We start from the raw sequence: 22609 nt of genomic DNA, 5'->3' as shown, positions 1-22609 counted from the left end.
TAATGTTTAGCTGTCCAGGTAGTCGTCACTGGTGCGAACCCGGGGACGCTCGCCCCCCGCCATGGGCGCGTTTTCGCCGTGGAACTGGGCTTTGACCCGACAGTCGTCACACATCTTGATGAGCTGAACGTTGTCAGAGTTCTTGTACATCCAGTGCTGGTTTTCCAGTTTTTCAACGATTCGGCTAATGGTGCTCGCGACGCCAAACGGCGTGCCGCATTTGATGCATTCGAAGGGGTCCTCGCCATGCAATGTCCGGGCACTCAGGGCGTCCTTCGACAAGTCCAGCCGGGGTTTGAGAGTAATGGCCGTCTCAGGGCAGGTGCTTTTGCAGACGCCGCATTGAACGCAGGCGTTTTCCGTGAACTGAACCTCAGGCCGGTCCGGATGGTCGCCAAGGGCACCGGTGGGACACAGCGATACGCAGGCCAGACAAAGCGTGCATTTGTCGGAATTGATTTCGATCGCGCCGTAAGGTGCGCCCGCTGGCAGGGGGATCGGCGCTTCGAGCTTGTCCACCATCGCGCCGACGGTCACCCGCGTGATGTCACGGCGGCCTCCGACCAGCAGTACCGGTTCGCTCACTCGCCCGGCGTTGTCGCCGGCGTCGCAGAGTTCGATGGCGGAAATAATCCGCACCCGGCTGGGGGAGTTATGAGTACCTTTGAGCATGGCCTGGGCCAGTTCAACTTCCGGAGCCACCGCCCGGCGGTCTATCTCGTTGTCGGCAAGGATCAACACTTCGGCGTAGCCCGCGCCCAACGCGGACATTATCTCGGCATGGCCGACCCGGTCTGTATTCTCCAGCCCCAGCGGAATCAGATCATCCGCCAGCCCATCGTCATATCGAGCCAGGTAGGCGATGGCATCACCACCCGTTTTCAACGTGTGAAAAACCAGACGCGGGGCTTCATTGGCATGTTCGCGATAAACCCTCGCCATGACATCCATGGCTTTGACCAGAGCCTCGAACGGGGTTTCGTTCATGGTCACCGCAGACGTGGGGCAGACCGCCGCACAGGACCCGCAACCAGCGCAAATATCCGAATCGATCTGGATGTGGTCCCCGGCGGAAAAAATAGCCTCGGAGCAGCAGGCGTCCAGGCAGCGGGTACAACCGGTCTTGTTTGCCCGGGAATGCGCACACAGCGATTCTTCCAACCTGAAATACACCGTTTTCTCGAACTCACCGACCCGCTCTCTCGCCGTCAGTGCTATACGCTCCAATTCCCCGGTTTTGACCGGATCAGCCCAGAAGTAGCCGTTGCGTTTTTGATGACTGGGAAACGCGGGACCAGCACCGCGCAGGTCGATAAACACGTCGCACTCGCTCCGGGCGGTGGCCTTAACCTCGCCATAACCCAGTGCACCGCGACCGGCGGGATTCAGGGTCTGCAACTGGGCAAATTCCAGTTTGAAGTTGCCCAGCGCGCCATAAGCCCCCGTCAGTTGCCCCTTGGCCACGTCGTAGGCGGCGGAGGGTAGCTGTATCGGGCCTGCATCATTGACGATACAGGTGACGCCCAGCTCGTCCTGGACCAGCTCGGCCATTCTGATGGCCTGCTCGGTGGGGCCGACAATGCAGCACACACCGCTGGACTGAATGGTTTTCGCAGGCGCCATGGGAGCGGGCAGTTGGGCCGCGGCGATCAAGGCCGCCTGCTTGGCATGTAAACGCCCGGGCTTCGCGCTGGCGGCACTCCAGCCGGCGCGATCCCGAATGTCGATGGTACTGAACGGCGCGCAGTGCTGAATCCCAGCGTATACGTCCTCACCCAGGCGCTCGAATAAAGCGGCCTGCTGGCCACAGGCTATGAGCAATTCGTTACTGGCGCCCAGATGATCAGCGGCAGTCTTCATATCGTTGCCGCACAGTTGATCCACCGCGATCACCTGCCCAGCTGCCGCGGCCGTCCGCAGTGCCTCTGGATCAAAGGACTGTGTTTTGTCGCAGGTACATAACAGTAGGGTCTTGTGTGCCGTCATCAGGAATTCGACTCTTTTCGTTGTTGTTATGCGTATACGTATCGGTTCGCTTTTTGAGCATGCCACAGCTATTTACTTTTGGACAATTGGATAATCGTTCGGGCCCTGCTAGTTTTAAGCTATAACAGAAGAGACATGCCATGAGTAGTCGTACAGATCATTGGAAACGCGAATTACAAGTCGGTGCCGTCGTTCGCCGGTCACCCGGCGTAACCCGGTGGGCGCGGGACATCTGGAAGCCAGTAGCCCTTATACCGGGGGCTCCGGAGGCATTCTGGAAAGAGCTGGTCCGCAAGGGCGAGGTGGTCGATTACCACGCAGGCACCGTGGCAATGGAATTATTTCGCGCCGATGTAGAGGGTTACCTTGTATCCTTGAATATGATCGTTCCCTCCGTCTGGGTCATATTGGATAAGGACCAGTCCAATCGGTCTCCTTCAGGGTGGGTTGTCAGCACCATTACCGCCAGTGCCCATGAGGCGCTGGATGCCCTGGATAGTGGCGAGAGCATCGTCGAAGCGGTTCCGATTCCCGAGTCCCTGGCGGCCTGGATCAAAGAGTTTATCGACATGCACTATATCGAGGAGCCTTTCAAAAAGCGCCGTCGTGACGAGATCCGTGTCGATGGTATCGAGGACGCCAAAGGCGATCCGCGTATCCGTCAGCAAAGCGACGTTTATCGTGCCCCTTCCAACATTAAGAAACCAAGAGTTCAGTGATGACTGAGTCACGTCTACAGCGTTGGTCGCGCAGAAAAACCGAAGCCGGCAGAAAAGCTGAGCCCGCCCCCCCTTCGGCTGCCGGCTCCGGGCCGTCTCCCGAAGCAGAGGAACTCGCTCGTAATGAGGCCCTGCCGGAACACGAGGTGCTGGAGAAGTACGGTTTGCCTGATCCGGATACCATCGGGCTGGGTACCGACATCGCCGGATTCATGGGCAACGAGATTCCTGACTACTTGCGCCGTAAGGCCCTGCGAGCACTCTGGAAATCCAACCCCGTGCTGGCGGTGCTGGATGGCCTTAATGACTATGACGAAGATTTCACTGACGCCGGAGCCGCGGTTAAAGGCGCAAAGACCCTATACAAGGTGGGCCAGGGCCTGATCGATAAAACCAAAAAGATTGATGAGCAACTCGAAAACCGGATCGAGGCGCACGCCGAAGACCCGGAACCGATTGAGTCTGAAGGGATCACGGAAGAATCGGAGCCCGGGATTGCGGTTGAGCTATTGCCCGATCCCGGCAGCCTCGAACGGGTAGTTGGCGAAGCTGAGCCGGAGCCCGAACCTGAACCGCGCTATCGCCCCCGGATGCGTTTTGAATAACCATGTTCGGGAGCAGGTTGCGCCAGAGCCCGATCAGCGCTATAAAGATTAATAGTGCAAAAATCAAACAATAATACTAAGGACTGAGACTTGGTCAACACTGCTGAAGTTCAGTGCCCTCGCTCGATCAGCGACGAAGATCGCGCGCGAGCCCAAATATACCAATTGCTGGGCGTCTTGCTGGGTGACCCACCTTCGAGAGAGCTGCTTCAGGGATTGGCATCCTTACAGGGTGACGGTACCACTCTGGGCTCCGCCTCTAAAAATCTGGCCGCTCTTGCCGAGCGCACCACGCCTTATGACGCCGAGCGGGAGTATAACAACCTGTTCGTTGGACTCGGCCGCGGCGAACTGCTGCCGTACGCCAGTTATTACCTGACCGGTTTTCTGAACGAGAAGCCCCTTGCGGACTTGCGTACTGATCTGATGGCCAGGGGCATCAAGGCCAGTGACGACGTTAAAGAGCCTGAGGATCATATAGGCACGCTGTGTGAAATCATGGCGGGCATCATCACCGGCGAGTTCGTGTGTGACAGTGATTTGTCTTCACAGAAAGCCTTTTTTGACGCGCACCTGGCAAAGTGGGCGGCGTTGTTTTTTACCGATTTAGAAGAAGCGCAATCCGCGATCTTCTACGCGCCTGTGGGCTCGCTGGGGCGGGCTTTCATGATCGTAGAGGCCGAGGCGTTTGCAATTCAGTAACCGGGATCACCCCGATCCCTTAACTCAGGTGGAGGTGTCCTGTGGATAACCCAAAGTGTGAAAACAGCCGTCGCGGTTTCTTGCGCATGACAGTCGCTGCCGTTCCAGCTGCCGTTGCCGTGGCGGTTGCACCGAACGCCGCGGCCGAGATCGTCAAAAAAGACGTCCCTAAAAGCCGCGGCCTCCGTGACACGGAGCACACACGCAAATATCTGGAATCGGCTCGCTTTTGAGGAAGCGTGAATCATTCAAGGTTGCGTGACGCTCTTGGATGATCACACCTCCGGGAAAACGAGAATAAAAAAAGAGAGAGGTATGTGACATGTTACGAAAGAAGACCAACGGGGTAGCGAAAGGCCCCCGTGCGGGATCTTTACTTTCATCCCTCGCTGCCAGCACGATGGACCGTCGTGGGTTTCTGACGGCCTCCGGTGTCGCAGTGGGTGGCCTGGCGGCGTTGTCGCTGACATCTACCCGCGTCAAGGCCGCGGCCCCGTCGACGGCGGGTGGCGAAGTCGTTCGCAAAAAGTCAGTGTGCCCGCACTGCGCGGTAGGCTGTACGGTCGAGGCTGAAGTCCAGAATGGCGTATGGACGGGCCAGGAACCTGGCTGGGACAGCCCCATTAACCTGGGTGCCCACTGCGCCAAGGGCGCATCGGTGCGCGAGAGTGCGCACAACGAGCGCCGCCTGAAGTACCCGATGAAAATGGTCGGCGGCCAGTGGCAGAAGATCTCCTGGGACCAGGCGATCAACGAAATCGGCGACAAGATGTTGCAAATCCGCGAAGAGAGCGGCCCCGATTCGGTCTATTGGCTAGGCAGTGCGAAGTTCAACAACGAACAGGCTTATCTGTACCGTAAATTTGCTGCCTACTGGGGTACCAACAACGTCGATCACCAGGCCCGGATCTGTCACTCAACCACGGTCGCCGGCGTAGCGAATACCTGGGGCTACGGTGCGATGACCAACTCGTTCAACGACATCCACAACTCCAAAGCGATCTTCATAATCGGGGGCAACCCCGCCGAAGCGCACCCGGTGTCGCTGCTGCATGTCCTGAAAGCCAAGGAAGAAAACAACGCGCCGCTCATCGTCTGCGATCCGCGTTTCACGCGCACCGCGGCCCATGCCGATGAGTTTGTTCGCCTCCGGCCGGGTACCGATGTCGCACTGATCTGGGGCATCCTGTGGCACATCTTTGAAAACGGCTGGGAAGACAAAGAATACATCCGCACCAGAGTGTGGGGAATGGACGACATCCGTGAAGAGGTGAAGCGCTGGAACCCGGCAGAGGTTGAGCGTGTAACCGGTGCGCCCGGAGGACAGCTTGAGCGCGTTGCGCGCACCCTGGTTAATAACCGCCCGGGCACTGTCATCTGGTGTATGGGTGGTACCCAGCACTCCAATGGCAACAACAACACCCGCGCATACTGCATACTGCAGCTGGCGCTGGGGAACATCGGTGTTTCCGGTGGCGGTACCAACATCTTCCGCGGACACGACAACGTGCAGGGTGCCACTGATCTGGGTGTCCTGGCCGATACCCTGCCCGGTTACTACGGCCTGAGCGCTGGTGCCTGGGCCCACTGGGCACGGGTCTGGGAGGAGGACCTGGACTGGCTCAAGGGTCGGTTTGCCGTATGGGACAAAAACGGCAAGTCCAAAGCCATGATGAACGAGAAGGGGATTCCGGTGTCGCGCTGGATCGACGGTGTTCTGGAAGCCAAGGAAAACCTGGGGCAGCCCGATAACACCCGGGCCATGGTTCTGTGGGGCCACGCGCCCAACTCGCAGACCCGCATGCTTGAAATGAAAGACGCCATGGAAAAGCTGGACATGCTGGTCGTCGTGGACCCCTTCCCAACCGTTTCAGCGGTGCTGCATGATCGCAAGGAAGGCGCCTACCTGCTGCCAACGACCACCCAGTTCGAGACCTATGGATCACTAACCGCTTCGAACCGGTCGCTTCAATGGCGCGAAAAGGTTGTCGAGCCACTGTTCGACTCGAAAGTCGATCACGAGATCATGAAGCTGTTTGCCGACAAGTTCGGTTTCACCGATCGCATGTTCCGCAATATTGCGATTGAAGGCGACGAACCGTTGATTGAGGACATCACTCGCGAATTCAACCGCGGTATGTGGACCATCGGCTACACCGGCCAATCGCCCGAACGCCTGAAGAAGCACATGCAGTACCAGCACCACTTCGACAAGACCAGCCTGCGTGCGATAGGTGGACCCTGTGATGGTGATTTCTACGGTCTGCCATGGCCATCCTGGGGCACGCCGGAAATGAACCATCCGGGAACAGCGAACCTGTACGATATGTCCCTGCCGGTGTCCCAGGGCGGTCTCACCTTCCGTGCCCGGTTTGGCGTCGAGCGCAACGGCGAGAGCCTGCTTGCTGACGGCGTTTACTCGAAAAACTCCGAGATCAAGGACGGGTACCCGGAGTTCACCATGCAGATGCTGATGGACCTGGGCTGGGATAAGGACCTGACGGCCGAAGAGCGTGCCACTATTGATGCGATTGCGGGTCCCGAGACCAACTGGAAGACCGATCTTTCAGGCGGAATCCAGCGTGTTGCCATCAAGCACGAGTGTGCCCCCTTTGGTAACGCCAAGGCGCGCACGGTGGTCTGGAACTTCCCGGACCCGGTGCCAATTCACCGTGAACCGCTCTACACCCCGCGTCGGGACCTGGTCAAGGACTACCCCACTTATGAGGATAAGCATTTCTGGCGCGTGCCGACCTTGTACGAGTCCATTCAGAAGAAGGACTTCAGCAAGGACTTCCCCATCATTCTGACCTCAGGCCGACTGGTTGAGTATGAAGGTGGTGGTGATGAATCCCGTTCAAACGCCTGGCTGGCGGAACTGCAGCAGGACATGTTCATCGAGGTGAATCCGCGCGACGCGAACAACCTGAACATTCGTGACGGCAAGGACGTCTGGGTTTCCGGCCCCGAAGGCGGGCGCATCCGGGTGAAGGCAATGGTCACCGAGCGCGTTGGCGAAGGCGTGGCCTTTATGCCCTTCCACTTTGGCGGACATCTGGAAGGCAAAGACCTGAGGGACAAGTACCCCAAAGGTGCCGACCCCATAGTCCTGGGCGAATCCACTAACACGATTCAGACATATGGGTATGACTCGGTCACGCAGATGCAAGAGACCAAGGCCACCCTGTGCGCGATTATGCCGGCATAACAAGAGGTGTAGATCATGGCACTTGAAGGAAAAGCACGCGCAAAATTCCTGGTCGATGCCGAACGCTGCATCGAATGTAATGCTTGCGTAACGGCCTGTAAGAATGAGAATGAAGTCCCCTGGGGTATCAACCGTCGACGCGTGGTGACCATCGGAGATGGTAAGCCTGGCGAACGTTCGATCTCGGTAGCTTGCATGCACTGTTCAGACGCGCCTTGTATGGCCGTTTGTCCTGTGGATGTCTTCTACCAGACCGAAGACGGTATTGTGTTGCACTCCAAGGATCTGTGTATTGGTTGTGGGTATTGTTTTTATGCCTGCCCCTTCGGTGCGCCTCAGTTCCCCCAGGCGGGCAACTTTGGCAGCCGGGGCAAGATGGACAAATGCACGTTCTGTGCAGGTGGCCCTGAAGAAGACAATTCCACAGCCGAGTTCACCAAGTACGGCCGCAACCGCATTGCCGAGGGCAAGTTGCCAATCTGTGCCGAAATGTGCTCGACCAAAGCGCTGCTGGCCGGTGATGGCAGCGAGGTGGCAGACATCTATCGCCAGCGTGTGGTGAGCCGTGGTTTCGGCTCGGGCGCCTGGGGATGGGGCACGGCCTACGGGAAGAAGGTCCTTTAAGCCCGCCTGGGTGTTCCGGGGCCCTCGGGCCCCGGATTCCTCAAGGCAACGAACTCTTCTTCTTGATTCTTTTGGGGTGCTCGCATGAAGCGTAAGTTGTTAGGTGCTGTCGTCCTTGCACTGGCGACACTGGTGTTTAATCCTGTCTGGGCGGAAGAGGCCCCCGCGGTTGATCGCACGTCTACCGGGGGTGCTCAAACCCTGGAAGACATCCTGGCTCGTCAAAAACAGTTGGAAATTGACGAGTCCTTTCGCTCGGAAAACCTGGGTAATCCTGCCAATGCGGCACCGATCAGTGGTCGACTCGGCACCCTGGGAGGGCGCTCGGATTCCGACATCTATCGTGCCATTCGATTCAACAAGATTGACCCCAGTACCCAGGCCCGGGGGCCTGCCGCTGACGTCCTGATCCAGGACGGAGGCATACCCTGGTACGAGTTACGAGAGGGGCCGGTCATCACTTACGGTGGCAGTGCAATCCTGGCTATCATTGCGCTACTGGCAGTGTTCTATTTTGTGCGCGGAAGAATCAAAATTAAAGGCGGCCCTGCGGGCACCACGGTTGAACGATTCAAAGCCATCGAACGATTTGGTCACTGGCTGTTGGCGGGCTCGTTTGTCGCATTAGCGTTAACAGGGTTAATCACCTTGATGGGTCGCAGTTTCCTCATTCCGGTTATGGGGCCCGAGGCCTTTGCCACTCTGGCTGCCGGCTCCAAATGGCTTCACAACAACATTGCGTGGGCCTTTATGTTGGGGCTGGTGATGACCTTCTTCATGTGGGTGGCGCACAACATCCCCAACAAGCTCGATTGGCAGTGGCTCAAAGTGGGCGGCGGCATCTTCACCAACGCCCATCCGTCAGCGAGGAAGTTCAACGCCGGCCAGAAAATTGTTTTCTGGACCGTGATGTTGCTGGGTTTTTCTGTCTCGTTGTCGGGCCTGTCACTGTTGTTTCCGTTTGAAATTCCAATGTTTGCCAAGACGTTTGGCGTCGTGAACAGTGTTTTGGGAACGGATTTGCCGACAGTGCTGACGCCGCACGAAGAGATGCAGTATGCCAACATCTGGCACTCGATTGTGGCATTCGTGTTGATGGTGGCCATCATTGCGCACATCTATATCGGCTCGATCGGTATGGAAGGGGCATTCGATGCCATGGGTAACGGCAAGGTTGATCTGGAGTGGGCGCGCCAACACCACGATCTGTGGGTGGCCGAGGTCAAAGCCAAACAGGGCGAGGGAGGTTCATCATGAAGGTTATGATTTCCGCATTTATCGCCGCCCTGGTAATTGCCTCTCTCGCGCCACCAGTTCTGAACCAGTTCGGCTGGTCCTCCGCCGAGCAAAGCCGCAGTGAGAGCGTCCGCCTTGACTGATCAGTCAACGGTACACCAGATCGATGCCGTCGGCCTGGTGTGCCCGCTCCCTATCTTGCGTTTCAAAAAACGGACTCAGGGTTTGCCTAGCGGGACGCAGGTCGAGTTCCTGGCCGATGACCCCAGCGGCCGTCGGGATTTACAGGCCCTGTGCGAGATAACCGGTCACAGGATTGAATGGATTCGGGAGGAGGACGCGGGCGTCCTGCGTTATCGTATCTGTTTAGCATAATTGACGCTCGGGAAAGCTAGCAAGCCACCAAGAAGCGCCCCGCTGTGGTAATCAGCAATGCCGCTTACCAGCAAGGCCGCCCGGATGTGATCCTGATGGCCATCACCAGCCAGATACGTCAACCACTGGCTTTTAGCGACTATCTTTTAACAGACTGGCAGCAGGCCGGACTGCTCAAGCCCTCAGTACTTTGATTATTGAAGGTTATCCGAGCTTCAATTTTCTGGTCGGCGTCAGTCAGTGATAGAAACTGGCCTCATCCCGCAGTTGACACTTTCTGGGCGTGTCGCCTACAGTTCCGGGCAGTGCGGTTGCGATGACCTTCTAGAGGCCTTGGGGATGTGACTCATCCCTGTGGTTCGCTCGTATTGAGCAGGAAGACCCATCGGACCGGCAGGCCTTTCGGAATGCGCTGCAAGGTTCTGTGCTACGCCGTAATCACCCCATTCCGGGGAAAGTCAAATGTCTCAGCTTTGCCACTCCGTGGTTATTGCCACGTCTTGCCGCTTCGAACTCCTCAAGCGCGCCCTCCGCTCCATAAAAATCCAATGCCTGCGGCCTCAGCACATCGTCGTAGTCGTCGATCAGAAAGAAGCAGAATTAGATTCAATTCGTCGCCTTGGGAGGCAACTAGAACTGCCAGTGGAAGTCCTTGCGAACCGGCGTACGCCGGGTGCAAGTGGCGCCTGGAACACAGGCCTGGATCACCTCGCCCGTTTCGTGTCGGATCCAACCTCCCACATCGTATCCATCCTCGACGATGACGATTGGTGGGACGGCAATTATCTCGCCTCGGTACATGATGTCGCACGATCCGGTGCAGATGTTATGGCCGCGGCTATAACTCGCTACGACACTGCTACGCCTGAAGGAAGAGTCTCCCTTCCTCCGGCACGCCTCCTCGCCAAAGACTTTCTGCGTGGCAACCCGGGTATTCAGGGCTCGAATTTATCGGCGCGTTTATCCACTCTCCTCCTGGCAGGACTCTTCGACGAGGCCCTTAGCAGTTGCACTGACCGGGATCTGTGCCTCCGCCTATCGGACCTTCAACCCGCATACCGAGCCATACCCAACGCTGTTGCGCACCACGACACCCTGCACGGTTACTCACGGCTATCGGACAAAGGTAGTGCTGCAAAACTCAAGGGTCTTGACGTCTTTCACGCCAAATGGCAGCGACGAATGAGCGCAGAGCAGTATGGAAAATCCTGTGCACGCGCACAGCGACTCTTTGGCTGGTCGCCGGCACCCGAACCTCAAGCACCAGAGCCCCTCCAATCGCCAACCCTTCCTGAAACCGAAGGGGCTTGCGAGCCACTAACACTCATCGTCGGGGTCATTGTTAGCGGCTCCCGGCCTGAACGTTGCTTTCCCCTGCTCGAAGGACTTCGGAGGCTCACGCAGCACCGGCAAGTCCGCGGTATCGAAATCGTCCTACTGGAAAATGGCGAGGCATCCGGGTTTGGCACCATCATTGAGCATGGTCGCGAACTCGGCCTCAACCTATGGCCGGTAGGAATGGACGCGCAACATGCAGCCGTGCCGGCGGTGCCTTTGCAGCCCGAAGACATCACTCGTAAAAAGCCGATCGCCATCGCCCGTACATTATTGCAGCGGTTCGTATTCGAGGTGTCGCATGCCCGCAACTACGCGCCTGCCTGGATTCTTGACGACGATTTCCGGCTACCCAATGACCTTGATGAACTGGTAGAGGCTATCTCCGCCTGCCGCAACAGTGGCATCCATGTGGCGTTGGGCGGCAACTCGGGCGCGGCTCCAGTGCCCGCTTCCTCTCTACTGCGAACTCAGCTGGTGGACATTACGCACTTTCTGCAATGGGCGAATTGCCATCATCCAGATATGGAGATGCCTGACGCCGACGCGGAAAATCATCGCTGGCTGAAAGACCATAACGACTACCACTATGACCTGACACGCAGTTCGACCGACCGCCTGGAAACACCTTTCCTGCCTCACTTCGAAGCAGACACGCTGGCAAGCGCGACAAGCGAGCTCCTGCGCCGCGCTGAGCGCATCATGGCCGGAGAAGCGGTCTCACGCCCGGTGCTCCCTCCTGCTGCCTGCCCGCCTCAACTGGCAAAAGATTCCTGCCTGCGCGGAGGGAATACGCTGGTTCTCGATTCCACGCTCTTGCGGGATATTCCCAACATGGCACCGCGCGTTAACGGCCGCCCGACCCGCCGCTCAGACATGATCTGGGCCGCCAGCGCAAGGTTCGTGTTCGGAAAGAGCGTGAAGGCCGTTTCCTTGCCCATGAACCATGATCGAAGCACGGAGCGGGCCGACGAAGATGACACGCAGCGATTGATTGACGATATCGTCGGCTACAGTTTCTTCCGCAGCTATGAAGAAGCTTTAGGCGCCCGCTCGGGCACCTGTGCCGCTCTTTTCACCAACGATGAGCGGAAGCAGATCGACCGCCGGACGCGCAAGTACGCGCTTGAGCGTTTGGCCGCTTATCGACTCAGCTTCTGGAGGGTCGCGGGATTAACGAAAGTGCTGTCGGGGTTGGCGAACGACGAGCCATGGTGGCTCAAACATGCTTCAGCCAACGATGATAGGGCATTCCGCAGATTCATCGAGCTCTTGCGGTTTACTAGCGACCCGGCCCACTTGAAGCGCGTCGAGACTGGCGTAGAAGAGTCGCTTGAGGTCGGCGATTTTAACGGCTTCTTAAATGACCTAGAGAACGTCAGCCCGAAAAATCTTCGCATGACACCTTCGGGACTGCAGTTGGTCGACATTGGAAAATCACTCGAGCTTGCGACGCCCGTTGGCCAGGAAATGATGATCCGACGGGCCTTTTTGTCCTGGCGCTTTGCGTACCGCAAAGACCTTGTTGAATTAATGCGGGCTTCGCTTAAATCTGAGCGACTGCCGGAGCTCACAGGCTGGCGGGCACTGCAAGAAGCCGTCCTAAGCGAGCCAGCAAAGACTCGTCTGGACCAGCACATTCACGGCCGGCTGGAAGCCTTCTCTTCCCAAAAGGTACTTGATTATGGATGCGGGAAGCCTAGAGAGGCCAGTCATTGGGCCAAGACTTGCCACCTGACGGTCTTTGATATTGATCCTGCGCTCCCCGGGAGGTGGCAGCGAGAGGCTCCAGATATCCCCTTCTGGACAACGCCACTATTAGAACAAGCAATTGAAGGGGAAGAATCGTTTGACCTGATCATCTGCTCGCTGGTGCTCTGCGCTGTCGACAACCAGGACATGATGGAGATTCTCCAGAACATTCGTCGTCTGACCGGCGAAGCGGGGCGCGTTGTTGTCGCTGTCTGCGACCCGGCGGCGCTTAAGGTCTCTCATGCTGTAGACCAAACCCGGCACGAAACCGAAGATCTTAACCCTTCCCTCTGTTCCAGCTATAAAAAAACGGTCACAGGATCATCGAGGAGCCGAACTGAATTTCACCGCCCTATCGAGGCTTACCGGCGCGCCTTTGCGCGCGCAGGTCTGGCGATCAGGGAAGAGACCGTCGTTAAGGGATTCGACGCAAAGCACCTTGAACGGGCTCCGGAGTTCATGGTGTTCGAACTGGGCACGTCATTGGACTGGGCAGGGGGCACATCATGCCCATTGCGCCAACGGACAGCCCGCAACCGCCATCCTCATGGCGTTCGACCAATGTCAGGGCGACTACATCCTTCATGCGGATGCTGACGTTCTTATCAGCAGGCCCGACCCTTGATGCGACCATGTTGCTCAAACCGTGCGTTTATTCGATGAAAACCCCGAAGCGGTTACCCTAAGCCTGGCCGTCAACGGCGATCACACCACCGTTGCTCGAAGCACAGATGCCCACGGCCGTCCGTATCGAACCGAGGCGATGGCCGGATGGATTGCCAAAAAACGACTCGGCCTACTAAGGCCTCTTCCAGCCACAGTTACAGGTAGCCGGCTCGACCTTCCATGGCACCGATTAGTTGATAAGTTGATCAGTCGTGGGCATGCAACTTCTCTGCGAAGGGGCTCCGGCGAAATTTGGTTTACGGCGCCTGACAATGCTCGCAAGCGCAACGTGGACGAGCTGTTGCTGCTCATGGAACGCATTGAAGCCGGACATTTTCCTGTTGCTCAGCAGCAAAAGCCGCTGATTCAAGGTGCTTTGCATGACTGGCTCCAGCCCCAGCGGACAGAGCCACTGGTTGTCGTCATCTGTGGACGCAACGTTCGCCCTGGCGCGATTGATCGCTGCCTGGCTTCCCTCTCAGAGCAAACCCATGTCGATTGGGGCGCCGTTATCATCGATGACGCCTCAGACGACGGATCAGATGAGGTCATTGCACGCGCCCGCGCCCGACTCGGAGATCGCGCGACCGTCATTCGGCGGCGCCGACGCATGGGTCTGCTCGCCAACACCTTCCTGGCGGTCCGAGACTTGGTCAGCTGCCCGGATGCAGTGATCGTTCTTCTCGATCTCGACGACGCTTTGACCGACCGCGACGCCTTAAGCAAGGTTGCCGAACATCATCGAGCCGGTGCGGACCTCACCGTCGGCTCAATGGTCCGCACCGACAAAAAAATTCGTTATCCCGTCAACTTCTCGGACCCGAGAGCTAACCGCGGCGGAAACGTCTGGCAACACTTGCGCACCTTCCGAAAATCGCTCTTCGATCGCATTGAGCCTCGCGACCTTAAAATAGATAATGAGTGGGTCGATTTGGCCAACGATTGGGCGTACATGCTGCCAATGGTGGAGATGGCCAAAAATCCGGTCTGGATCCGCGATGCGCTCTACCTGCACGAACCTTCGACGTGCCGACCTCCGGAAGAGAAGCTCGCTCGCTACCTGAAAACGCGCTATTGGTGACCATTGATGACGGCTATCGCGATCTCCAGGACATTGCTTTACCGATGCTGTCGCAGGTGGGAATAAAACCTGTGATATTCCCAAGGCTACCAGTCGCAGACGGTTACCCCGCTTGGGCCCCTCTGGATCTCCTTTATGTTGGCCGGGCACTGAACGGCGCCGACAGCGCTGTGCCCAGTCTTGAATGGCGTGAATGCTTGCTGCCCCTTCCTCTGGAGGAGCAGCTTATGATGGTCAGAAAGCAATTCGGGAACATTCCAGAGGAAGTACTCTCGGCGGAGCGCAAGCGACTCTACCTGTCCGACCAAGAACTTCGCTCTCTCTCAACGGCCACCGTAGGCACTCACGGCATTGAGCATATCCGGTGGACCACACTGGACGCCAATACCTTGGATGAGACGTTGCGTCGCAGCCTGAGGTGGCTGGAAGAGATCGGAGGGCTGCCGATTGCTGCGTACCCCGATGGGGCATGCAGTACAGATGTGGCTGCGCGGGTCGCCGCCATGGGATTCCAGGCTGCCTTCACATTGAATTCGACACCGTCGTCGGTTCCTTCAGCCTATGCGGTCCGGCGCATCGTCATGCCGGACAACCCCGAATACATTGCCAAGGTCATCAAACCCACAAAGGAGAACGCCGCATGAACAGACGTCCCGTTATCGCAGTTATCGGCAGTGCCGGTGTAGCCCCCGGGTCCGAATGCTACGAAGCCGCCCGACTCGCTGGAAAGCTCGCAGTAGATCATGGTTATCGTATCGTTACCGGCGGACTGGGCGGCGTAATGGAGGCCGCGAGCATGGGCGCCCACGAGTCGAATCAGTATCGAGAAGGAGACACCGTCGGCATCCTGCCCCATGACGATCCGCGGGAAGCAAACCCTTGGGTTGACGTTGTCATTGCCACGGGCATGAACCACGCCCGCAACGCATTGGTTGCCAACGCAGACGCCGTCATCGCGATTGGAGGCGGCGCTGGAACCCTCTCCGAGATAGCCTTCGCATGGACGTTACGCCGACTCATCGTTGCGCTGGAGACACCAGGGTGGGCAGAGAGGCTTGCCGGTGCACCACTGGACCAGCGACCGCGCTACCCCGACATTCCGGACGACCAGATCTTCAGCGCGCCGACGCCTGGTGATGCAGTCACGCTCATCAATGAACGGTTGCCTCAGTACACAACCTGGGGACGCAGATTTCCAGTACGGCAGTCTGCTGCCGGTGTAGGTTAGAACCTCCCCCCTCCGCGTTCCACGTACCCGGCCCACAGCAGTTACAGGGTGACACCCTTGCTCTTCAGTTTCTGATGAACCTGGAAGTAATCAGGCCCGGCTGGTTACCTCGCCCGTTTGGGCTTGCGTACTTCACCTTTCCAGAACTTTTGCTTCTTCTCGGGCGTCATCAAACGACAAACACCGTGCTCTAGTTCCGCACTGAGCGTTCGCCCCTCGAATTCCACGGTTTCGGCAAATTCGGAAAAATGCTGGATACCCCACAAAACCGCTTCTATGCACTGATCAATAATACCTTGGGCCATTTTATCTGTGAGGTTGCAGTGCTCGCGACCAAATCTTTTCATCGTTGTACGGTTTGGAAAGTCTTTAGTCTTAGAGAGCTTCAAGGCAAGGGTATCTCCCTCTTGATAAACCGTAGTATTCACGATGTCATACGCTGGCGACAACCATCCCTTACCTGTACTGGGGTCTTTATACAGCATGGCGAAGTTTTTCAGATGAGCGTCCCCGTTCCCCAACAGCACTGAGACGCATAAAGAGCGAAAGAAGTCCTCGAGGTCGTCGTTGGGGGCAATCGAAAAGATTTTTATCGCCCTCGCCACCTGCTCATAGCTGCGATCATACTTATGGTCAGCAGGAATGCCCATAAGTGCGCATACGTCCTCCATACCGAGTCGACGCCCGTCGTCTGTAATATCAAACCGTCGCATGATGAAAAGACGTCGGTCCTCAGACAAGTAAAACTCCGGGACTGTAAGACCAGCCTTTGCGGCGATCATCATGCAAACGTATTCATTTATGGCCAGGTCGGGGAATTCAGGACCACTGGTTTTCACAATCAATTCAGGAAGGTGAATAGCAGATTTTGGTTCGGTGTTTTCTGGAACGAGCACCTTTGGCTGAACGCCGGCAATAGTTGTCTGACCGATGTAGCGGTCGACCAGCTTTTCAAACATCCCTGGATCATCTGTCGAAACAAGCTCCTGAAGGTTAAGGCCCTCGACCGAATCCCGCTCCATATCTTCCGATTCAAATCCCAGGCGACCAATTGATGCCGAACCTTGCAAGGCAAGAAAAAACATTTCATCAACTTTCGCATGCTTACGAAACCGCTCAACTATGCGCTGGCGTAAGTACCCCTCAGGAAGGTTCATCTCAAATACGGGGTGCAGGGAGTTTCTAGTCACCGCCTCCCCATTGACAGGCATGACCAGAGATACAGCGTCTGCGGCCAGGGCAGATGTGCTGTATTGAAAGCTGAATTGGGCGTCCTTGGCCAGCTTCCCGGCTTCCACTTGCCCCGCGATCACGCGCAGGGTTTTTATCTTGCCTGACATTAATTTTCCTCAGCAGGAAATAACGACTCAAGATCATCGAGAGTCGGCCGGGTGGTCACCCTGAAATCCATTTCGAGACCTAGCTCAGCCAGAACGCGATAAAGGTCTGTGATTCTGCCGGTGTACCGTCCAGTCTCCATTTCACTAATGCGTTTTCTAAGCACGCCCGTTGCTTCCGCTAGAGACTGCTGAGTTTTGAAGCCGAGAGCCTTTCTTCGCTCTGCTAATTGTTGGCCGAGCTCTTTCTCTCTAGAGGCCATGGAAATCACCGTGTTATCTGACAAACGCAAAATGCACCAATATATTCACATAAATATTCTGAAAGCTCAATTTGCACCTATATTGGGACAAAAGATGAGACAACTAGTGAAGACTTTGAACAGTTGTCCTTTCTGTGATTTGCCTCAAGACAGAGTTGTTCATGAGAGCGAGAAACGTGTTGTGGTAAGGGATGGGTATCCAATATCTCCTGGACACACGCTCCTACTCGCCGGATTCCAACAACCTGAGGAACCTAAGCCGCTCCGTCACGAGTGCCTGATAACGGGCCTTCATCTCTTCGGGCATGTACGACGCCTGAATAATGGTTGAAGCCTCTTTCTCCACTCGCTTGAGCAGTGCCTTCAGGCGCTTTTTGATTGCCTTCTCCACCAACCCGGCTTTGGTCCCCAGCTCCACGAAGTCCGACCCCGCGTAATAGCCATTGCCCATAGATCCGAAATACTCCGGCACACCGTCCTTGAGCATCGGCAGGGCCAGGGGGCTTTCGACGTTGGAGCGACTGTAAAGAGACGACGCCAATACGTCGTAGCAGGGGGTCAACTTAACCACCGGGTCGTAAAGGAAACTGATGTTTTTCAGGTGATGGTCATCGTTGCCCACCAAATAGCTGAACGCGATGCGCTCAAGAAGCTCCACGGCCACGGCCACGCCCGCCCTCTCGATGACCAACTCAATCACCGACTGGTAGCTGGCGGCAGTGTACTTCTGTGACGAATCGGAATTGGAGATCCCAAGTGCCTGCATGGCGTCTTCTTGATGGAGCTTGCCGCCGCTCTCAAAATCTCGGTCGTAACGCCGAATCAGAAAGACCAGGTGATCGTCTTTAAGCTTTATCAGGCCGCAGGGCGGTACCGGGAACCCCACCTTGTTCATCAGCACGAGGGTTGCGTGTTCATTCTCGGCGACGTTGGGGTATTCCTCGGGAGAGGGCTTCATGATGAATTGCCCGCCGCTATCGACCAGCTTAAGGTGATCCTTCTTGATGGCGACCTGAGCTTTCATCTGGACACCACTGATCGAAAACCCATGCGTCTTCTCGGGCATAGATGTCACAAGATCGCTCCGACTCTCCGCCAGCTCCAGACTCAAACTACGGATGCCAAACATCCGGTCAAGGCAATAGCCGTGGTATTGCGATGCCGCAGTCTCCGGCAACTCTTTAAGGCAGATCAAGCAGTTCAATGGTTATAGCTCCGGGTAAATCGTCCCCGTTGTGTACCAGCAGGGAAAAGGCGTCTTCAGGATCAATGCGTTGTTCTGTGGCCTGCACACGCTTGAGCCATCCCTCACTGACGAGGCCACAGAAATACGGCAGCAGCCCCTTGGACTCGAAGGGTTGCTCACGCAGCGGCAGACTCATGCTCAGCGGTGGCTGGCGGAGTTGCAGGTACTTTTTGTCGTACTGAAACCTAACCGTTTCGCCGTCGCGCTCCAGGATACCGGCCATCCGACCATTCATTCGTACTTCCGCTCTCATTTCAGCTCGATCCATAGCTTGAAGTTGAGAACCGAACCTATGCCTTGGAGGGTCCGGATCGTCGGATTACCTTTACCTTTTTCGATGACTCGGTATGTATTGGGGGCTAAGCCGCACAGCTCCCCTACCTCGGTGGGGTTGAGATTAAGCGCATTCCTGCGTTTCTCCAAAAGCTCGGACAGCTCCGAAAGAGGGCGCAGATCTGGCTCATCTGATGCCTCGATTCGCCCCGCCAGCGCCTGCAAGTGCTGGATCTCTTCATTGACTGCTTCCAGTAACCCCTGTTTGGTCTTCATGATTTTAGTCGCCTGTCATTACTTTGCCTAAATGGTTAACAGTTACCACTCTTTGATCACTATACTGCACTTATTCAAGTCTTGGCGCAATAAATTCACGTTTAGCTACATTAAAATGCTTTCCAGGCATTGTAATGCTTTTCAGGCGTGCATAATCGTTCTAACCGCACTTCCCATTCGAAGGGCGCCGGGGTGGTATTCGGAGCTTAATCAGAGGCTCCTTAGTTCTTTAAAAATTCAGCCAGTAGATGGGTGGGAAAGGTTACCCGCCACCCTGGCCAGGTTTGAATACGGCGGCCAGCGGCCGTTGTACTTGTGGTCAAGATAGAAAGTGTCACCGTCATCCACCAGCCTGGTGCGGGTGACGCGGCCCGATGCCATCAGCAGAGGCAATCATGTTGCCGTAGTTGTAAGTGGCGAGAGTGTCAGTGTTTCAGGTATTATTTTCGCAAGCGGGTGATGTCGGTCATTTCCTTAACGCACTGTACCTTAAGCATTTTTATTCGACTTCTTTTGTGTCGTTGTGAGCGATCCGGATTAAAGGGGGTTCAATATGCAACCGCAGGTAGAACACATGCTGGAAAAACTGGAACACCTCTCACCCGGCCGCCTGGCGGAAGTGGAGGATTTTATCGATTTTCTGAGTCAACGGGACCAAGACAAGCACTTGCGCCAGGATTACGCCCAGGCTTCCCAGGACACATTCAACAAAGTCTGGGATAACGATGACAATGCCGTCTACGACAGCCTGTAAGTTTGGCGATGTGGTGTTGGTGGGTTTTCCCTTCACCAACCTGCAAGCCACCAAGAAGCGCCCCGCTGTGGTAATCAGCAATGCCGCTTACCAGCAAGGCCGCCCGGATGTGATCCTGATGGCCATCACCAGCCAGATACGTCAACCACTGGCTTTTGGCGACTATCTTTTAACAGGCCCTACAAGTCAGGGGTGTGTTCCGTGAGGTTCTCAGCCGGGGCGTGGACGATACCGAATCCATTGAACTGGAAATCAAGTTCTTACCAAAGACACCGGCTACGCCATTACCAACGAGGAAGACTTTGGCAAGCAGGATGAGGAGCTGGAACGGGCACCATCAGCCCAGCTTTGTCACTGGATGAGAACCGGTCCGAAAGTTTTAATCAGTTGATTGGTGGCATCAAAAGATTGGCAGGTATCGACCTTTGAATAGCCGACCGCCGAGATACCAATGTGAGCCCCGCGTCGCTACGCTCCGACGGTTGGCAGCCATGCTCCGGTCCGGGTGGCAGGCCTCACGTGGAATGGGGAGGCAACCTTCAGCGGTTTACGCAAAAATTGCCAACTGGCCAACTATCCTGCCAGAGGGGGCAGGGCTCGCTCTCATAGTCAGTTTCCCTGGTCGTCATTTGCATTCTCCAGAGTTGATTCCATTAGTAAGAAAGTTGTTGTTGGTTCGCTGATTTTCGATCACCACCTCTTCTGTTCTGTCCTTGAGACCTACCCCTGAAAGCTTCAGGCGATCGGCTTCACGAATCAGATAAAGGAGGCGTTGGCTGGCATGTTCAAAATCAAGACCGGCAGGCCGGACGTTGGATATACAATTCCGTCGCGCGTCGGACAGGCCCGCCTGGGGCCCAAACGTGATGTAGATTCCCAGGCTGTCGGGCGAGCTAAGACCTGGACGCTCACCGATAAGCACCACCACAATGCGGGCTTTGAGCAGTTCCCCGACCTCGTCGCCAATGGCCACCCGGCCCTGCTGCACGATGGTCAAAGGCGCCAGCTGCCAGTCCCTGGGCTCGTGAGCCAATGCATTGAGAAAACTGGCAAGAAACGGAGCAACATTGTGCTGAACGGCAGACGAGGACAGCCCATCAACCACAACAATCGCCAGATCGGGCGCCGGCGCGTCCGGATCGAGCCCCGCCGTTAACCGTTCACGATCCGGCTCGGACAGACGCCGGCCCAAATCGGGCCGCTGAAGATAGGTGAAGCGATCCTCGGCCTGGCTATGCAACAACAGCGGTGTGTTTGGGGTGGTCACTGCGTCCCGAGTGTTCAGATCGTCAACCAGGCGGTTTACATCCAGTGGAAAATGCACGGCATCCCGCGCCTGTGCGTGTGCCAGTTGGAAGGTCAGCAGTTCCGAGGTCGGGAGGCTGATTCCGGCCCGCCCCAACCCGATCCGGGCGTCGGTGTAACGGCGCAGCGACCGCCAGACATTCTCAGTCACCAGGTCTTTGTTGCGATCAGTCATTGCCGCTCTCCCGGGCCAGGCCCTTGAGACTGTTCTGAAAGACGGCAGGCAGTGCGACGCTGGGCTCGTACCGGGCGGTGTCCTGGAAAATGTTCATGCGCTCAAGCCAGGCGTCAAACTCCGGCGCCGGCTTCAGATCCAGCACACGTCGCGCATACAGGGCGTCGTGAAACGATGTGGTCTGGTAGTTCAACATGATGTCGTCCGAACCGGGAATGCCCATAATGAACGTGCAACCGGCCACGCCCAGCAGCGTCAACAGATTGTCCATGTCGTTCTGATCGGCTTCTGCGTGGTTGGTGTAACAGATATCACACCCCATCGGGACGCCCAGTAACTTCCCGCAGAAATGATCTTCCAGACCCGCGCGGATAATTTCCTTGCCGTCAAACAGGTATTCGGGGCCAATGAAACCCACCACCGTGTTCACCAACAGCGGATTGAACCGGCGGGCAACCGCATAGGCACGGGCCTCGCAGGTTTGCTGATCAAGGCCGTGGTGGGCGTTGGCCGAGAGCGAGCTGCCCTGGCCGGTTTCGAAGTACATCACATTCTGGCCGACCGTCCCCCGCTTGAGGGAGAGAGCCGCCTCCCGGGCTTCCTGAAGCGTGGACAGATTGAAACCAAAGCTGCTGTTGGTGGCTTCGGTGCCGCCAATGGACTGGAACACCAGGTCGACCGGCGCGCCCTGTTCAATCGCTTCGAGGGTGTTGGTCACATGAGTCAGCACGCAGGACTGGGTTGGTATGTCGTATTTGCGAATCACCTCGTCCATCAGGTGCATCAGCTTTGTGGCCTGCGCCACATTATCGGTCGCCGGATTGATTCCGATCACGGCATCACCGCTGCCGTACAGAAGACCGTCAAGGATACTCGCGGCAATACCGGCCACGTCATCCGTGGGGTGATTGGGCTGCAGCCGTGTCGACAAATGCCCGGGTAAGCCAATGGTGTTCCGGAAAGCTGTCTGAACCCGGCATTTGCGTGCAACCAGAATGAGGTCCTGATTGCGCATCAGCTTACTCACCGCAGCCACCATTTCCGGGGTCAGGCCGGGCCGCAGGCCGAGCATCACCTCGGGTGTGGCGTGATCACTGAGCAGCCAGTTCCTGAAATCACCGACCGTGAGGTGAGCGACGGTTTGAAAAGCACTGGCATCGTGCTCATCCAGAATCAGGCGTGTCACCTCGTCCTGCTCATAAGGAATCAGTGCTTCTGACAGAAACGTTTTCAAAGGTAGCTCGGCCAGGCACATCTGCGCGATCACACGTTGTTCGGCGGATTCGGCAATCACACCCGCCAGCCGGTCACCGGAGCGGGCCGGTGTCGCCTTCGCCATCAGGTCTGCCAGGCTTCGAAAGTGCCAGGTCCGCTCACCCAGCCGGTATGAGTATTTGTGCTGCATGCCTTCACTCCAACAGATCGCCCCGGCATCACCGATACACAGCCGGAAGGAATGGATA

At 56.8% G+C, this 22609-nt stretch carries 23 protein-coding genes and 1 pseudogene; 15 read left to right on the top strand and 9 right to left on the bottom strand.

What is annotated here, in order from left to right:
* Positions 1-6 precede the first annotated feature (6 nt).
* On the bottom strand, positions 7-1986 hold the full coding sequence (locus tag D0851_RS14490) for a 4Fe-4S binding protein (protein ID WP_117619286.1): 1980 nt from the start codon (positions 1984-1986) through the stop codon (positions 7-9).
* 140 nt (positions 1987-2126) lie between these two features.
* Here D0851_RS14490 and D0851_RS14485 point away from each other — a divergent pair, with 140 nt between their 5' ends.
* From D0851_RS14485 to D0851_RS14425, 13 genes and pseudogenes are all read left to right on the top strand, one after another.
* Positions 2127-2705 (top strand): DUF3305 domain-containing protein, encoded by a 579-nt coding sequence (locus D0851_RS14485; protein ID WP_117619285.1) that lies wholly within the window; start codon positions 2127-2129, stop codon positions 2703-2705.
* A complete protein-coding gene (locus tag D0851_RS14480) occupies positions 2705-3310 on the top strand; it encodes a DUF3306 domain-containing protein (RefSeq protein WP_117619284.1) in 606 nt (201 codons plus the stop codon). The genes D0851_RS14485 and D0851_RS14480 overlap by 1 nt, the downstream gene beginning before the upstream one ends.
* Positions 3311-3400: 90 nt before the next feature.
* Complete coding sequence (locus tag D0851_RS14475) at positions 3401-4012, top strand: molecular chaperone (RefSeq protein WP_117619283.1); 612 nt, start codon at positions 3401-3403, stop codon at positions 4010-4012.
* Between the two features lie 322 nt (positions 4013-4334).
* On the top strand, positions 4335-7220 hold the full coding sequence (locus D0851_RS14465; RefSeq protein WP_117619281.1) for a formate dehydrogenase subunit alpha: 2886 nt from the start codon (positions 4335-4337) through the stop codon (positions 7218-7220).
* Positions 7221-7235: 15 nt separating this feature from the next.
* Entirely contained in the window at positions 7236-7844 is a 609-nt protein-coding gene (gene fdh3B, locus D0851_RS14460) for a formate dehydrogenase FDH3 subunit beta (RefSeq protein WP_117619280.1), read from the top strand.
* 84 nt (positions 7845-7928) lie between these two features.
* Positions 7929-9101, top strand: coding sequence for a formate dehydrogenase subunit gamma (locus D0851_RS14455; protein ID WP_117619279.1), 1173 nt, complete (start codon positions 7929-7931; stop codon positions 9099-9101).
* The gene (locus D0851_RS20870) at positions 9098-9223 is read left to right on the top strand and encodes a hypothetical protein (RefSeq protein ID WP_264756450.1); all 126 of its coding nucleotides are present in this window, start codon (positions 9098-9100) and stop codon (positions 9221-9223) included. The genes D0851_RS14455 and D0851_RS20870 overlap by 4 nt, the downstream gene beginning before the upstream one ends.
* On the top strand, positions 9201-9455 hold the full coding sequence (locus tag D0851_RS14450; RefSeq protein WP_227539310.1) for a sulfurtransferase TusA family protein: 255 nt from the start codon (positions 9201-9203) through the stop codon (positions 9453-9455). Before D0851_RS20870 ends, D0851_RS14450 begins: the two co-directional genes overlap by 23 nt.
* 38 nt (positions 9456-9493) lie before the next feature.
* Positions 9494-9649: pseudogene (locus D0851_RS20365) on the top strand (hypothetical protein); the annotation flags it as partial.
* A gap of 268 nt (positions 9650-9917) precedes the next feature.
* Positions 9918-13139: a glycosyltransferase gene (locus D0851_RS14440; RefSeq protein WP_117619277.1), complete on the top strand. Its 3222-nt coding sequence runs from the start codon at positions 9918-9920 to the stop codon at positions 13137-13139.
* Positions 13140-13497: 358 nt separating this feature from the next.
* Positions 13498-14289 (top strand): glycosyltransferase family A protein, encoded by a 792-nt coding sequence (locus D0851_RS14435; RefSeq protein ID WP_162893749.1) that lies wholly within the window; start codon positions 13498-13500, stop codon positions 14287-14289.
* 227 nt (positions 14290-14516) lie between these two features.
* Entirely contained in the window at positions 14517-14933 is a 417-nt protein-coding gene (locus D0851_RS21105; RefSeq protein ID WP_413773540.1) for a polysaccharide deacetylase family protein, read from the top strand.
* A complete protein-coding gene (locus tag D0851_RS14425; protein ID WP_117619274.1) occupies positions 14930-15517 on the top strand; it encodes a TIGR00725 family protein in 588 nt (195 codons plus the stop codon). The genes D0851_RS21105 and D0851_RS14425 overlap by 4 nt, the downstream gene beginning before the upstream one ends.
* Before the next feature lie 104 nt (positions 15518-15621).
* Here the strand turns inward: D0851_RS14425 and D0851_RS14420 are convergent, their stop codons facing one another.
* The 6 genes from D0851_RS14420 to D0851_RS20235 form a co-directional block, all read right to left on the bottom strand.
* Entirely contained in the window at positions 15622-16857 is a 1236-nt protein-coding gene (locus D0851_RS14420; RefSeq protein ID WP_117619273.1) for a type II toxin-antitoxin system HipA family toxin, read from the bottom strand.
* Entirely contained in the window at positions 16857-17117 is a 261-nt protein-coding gene (locus tag D0851_RS14415) for a helix-turn-helix domain-containing protein (protein WP_117619272.1), read from the bottom strand. The genes D0851_RS14420 and D0851_RS14415 overlap by 1 nt, the downstream gene beginning before the upstream one ends.
* Before the next feature lie 223 nt (positions 17118-17340).
* On the bottom strand, positions 17341-18183 hold the full coding sequence (locus D0851_RS14410; protein WP_227539550.1) for a type II toxin-antitoxin system HipA family toxin: 843 nt from the start codon (positions 18181-18183) through the stop codon (positions 17341-17343).
* A gap of 115 nt (positions 18184-18298) precedes the next feature.
* Positions 18299-18598, bottom strand: a complete 300-nt coding sequence (locus tag D0851_RS14405) for a HipA N-terminal domain-containing protein (protein WP_162893746.1) — start codon at positions 18596-18598, stop codon at positions 18299-18301.
* A 14-nt stretch (positions 18599-18612) separates the two neighbouring features.
* Positions 18613-18912, bottom strand: a complete 300-nt coding sequence (locus tag D0851_RS14400; RefSeq protein WP_117619269.1) for a helix-turn-helix domain-containing protein — start codon at positions 18910-18912, stop codon at positions 18613-18615.
* Positions 18913-19149: 237 nt separating this feature from the next.
* Positions 19150-19293, bottom strand: coding sequence for a hypothetical protein (locus tag D0851_RS20235; RefSeq protein ID WP_162893745.1), 144 nt, complete (start codon positions 19291-19293; stop codon positions 19150-19152).
* 172 nt (positions 19294-19465) lie between these two features.
* Between D0851_RS20235 and D0851_RS14395 the strand changes: the two genes are divergently transcribed.
* Positions 19466-19666 (top strand): toxin-antitoxin system, antitoxin component, Xre family protein, encoded by a 201-nt coding sequence (locus D0851_RS14395; protein WP_117619268.1) that lies wholly within the window; start codon positions 19466-19468, stop codon positions 19664-19666.
* Positions 19644-19871, top strand: a complete 228-nt coding sequence (locus tag D0851_RS14390; RefSeq protein WP_117619267.1) for a type II toxin-antitoxin system PemK/MazF family toxin — start codon at positions 19644-19646, stop codon at positions 19869-19871. Before D0851_RS14395 ends, D0851_RS14390 begins: the two co-directional genes overlap by 23 nt.
* Positions 19872-20291: 420 nt before the next feature.
* Here D0851_RS14390 and eutC read toward each other — a convergent pair whose 3' ends face one another.
* On the bottom strand, positions 20292-21146 hold the full coding sequence (gene eutC / locus D0851_RS14385; protein ID WP_117619266.1) for an ethanolamine ammonia-lyase subunit EutC: 855 nt from the start codon (positions 21144-21146) through the stop codon (positions 20292-20294).
* Complete coding sequence (locus D0851_RS14380; protein ID WP_117620418.1) at positions 21139-22551, bottom strand: ethanolamine ammonia-lyase subunit EutB; 1413 nt, start codon at positions 22549-22551, stop codon at positions 21139-21141. Before D0851_RS14380 ends, eutC begins: the two co-directional genes overlap by 8 nt.
* Between the last annotated feature and the right edge of the window lie 58 nt (positions 22552-22609).

The sequence above is a fragment of the Marinobacter sp. Arc7-DN-1 genome (genome assembly GCF_003441595.1).
Taxonomy (GTDB): domain Bacteria; phylum Pseudomonadota; class Gammaproteobacteria; order Pseudomonadales; family Oleiphilaceae; genus Marinobacter; species Marinobacter metalliresistant.
Note: the sequence above shows the minus strand (reverse complement) of the source record. Positions and strands in the feature narration are given on the sequence as shown.

Coding starts and splice junctions, on each gene's coding strand:
- D0851_RS14490 (WP_117619286.1), bottom strand. CDS start 1,986: ATGACGGCACACAAGACCCTACTGTTATGTACCTGCGACAAAACACAG.
- D0851_RS14485 (WP_117619285.1), top strand. CDS start 2,127: ATGAGTAGTCGTACAGATCATTGGAAACGCGAATTACAAGTCGGTGCC.
- D0851_RS14480 (WP_117619284.1), top strand. CDS start 2,705: ATGACTGAGTCACGTCTACAGCGTTGGTCGCGCAGAAAAACCGAAGCC.
- D0851_RS14465 (WP_117619281.1), top strand. CDS start 4,335: ATGTTACGAAAGAAGACCAACGGGGTAGCGAAAGGCCCCCGTGCGGGA.
- fdh3B (WP_117619280.1), top strand. CDS start 7,236: ATGGCACTTGAAGGAAAAGCACGCGCAAAATTCCTGGTCGATGCCGAA.
- D0851_RS14455 (WP_117619279.1), top strand. CDS start 7,929: ATGAAGCGTAAGTTGTTAGGTGCTGTCGTCCTTGCACTGGCGACACTG.
- D0851_RS20870 (WP_264756450.1), top strand. CDS start 9,098: ATGAAGGTTATGATTTCCGCATTTATCGCCGCCCTGGTAATTGCCTCT.
- D0851_RS14440 (WP_117619277.1), top strand. CDS start 9,918: ATGTCTCAGCTTTGCCACTCCGTGGTTATTGCCACGTCTTGCCGCTTC.
- D0851_RS21105 (WP_413773540.1), top strand. CDS start 14,517: ATGATGGTCAGAAAGCAATTCGGGAACATTCCAGAGGAAGTACTCTCG.
- D0851_RS14425 (WP_117619274.1), top strand. CDS start 14,930: ATGAACAGACGTCCCGTTATCGCAGTTATCGGCAGTGCCGGTGTAGCC.
- D0851_RS14420 (WP_117619273.1), bottom strand. CDS start 16,857: ATGTCAGGCAAGATAAAAACCCTGCGCGTGATCGCGGGGCAAGTGGAA.
- D0851_RS14415 (WP_117619272.1), bottom strand. CDS start 17,117: ATGGCCTCTAGAGAGAAAGAGCTCGGCCAACAATTAGCAGAGCGAAGA.
- D0851_RS14410 (WP_227539550.1), bottom strand. CDS start 18,183: ATGCCCGAGAAGACGCATGGGTTTTCGATCAGTGGTGTCCAGATGAAA.
- D0851_RS14405 (WP_162893746.1), bottom strand. CDS start 18,598: ATGAATGGTCGGATGGCCGGTATCCTGGAGCGCGACGGCGAAACGGTT.
- D0851_RS14400 (WP_117619269.1), bottom strand. CDS start 18,912: ATGAAGACCAAACAGGGGTTACTGGAAGCAGTCAATGAAGAGATCCAG.
- D0851_RS20235 (WP_162893745.1), bottom strand. CDS start 19,293: ATGGCATCGGGCCGCGTCACCCGCACCAGGCTGGTGGATGACGGTGAC.
- D0851_RS14395 (WP_117619268.1), top strand. CDS start 19,466: ATGCAACCGCAGGTAGAACACATGCTGGAAAAACTGGAACACCTCTCA.
- D0851_RS14390 (WP_117619267.1), top strand. CDS start 19,644: ATGCCGTCTACGACAGCCTGTAAGTTTGGCGATGTGGTGTTGGTGGGT.
- eutC (WP_117619266.1), bottom strand. CDS start 21,146: ATGACTGATCGCAACAAAGACCTGGTGACTGAGAATGTCTGGCGGTCG.
- D0851_RS14380 (WP_117620418.1), bottom strand. CDS start 22,551: ATGCAGCACAAATACTCATACCGGCTGGGTGAGCGGACCTGGCACTTT.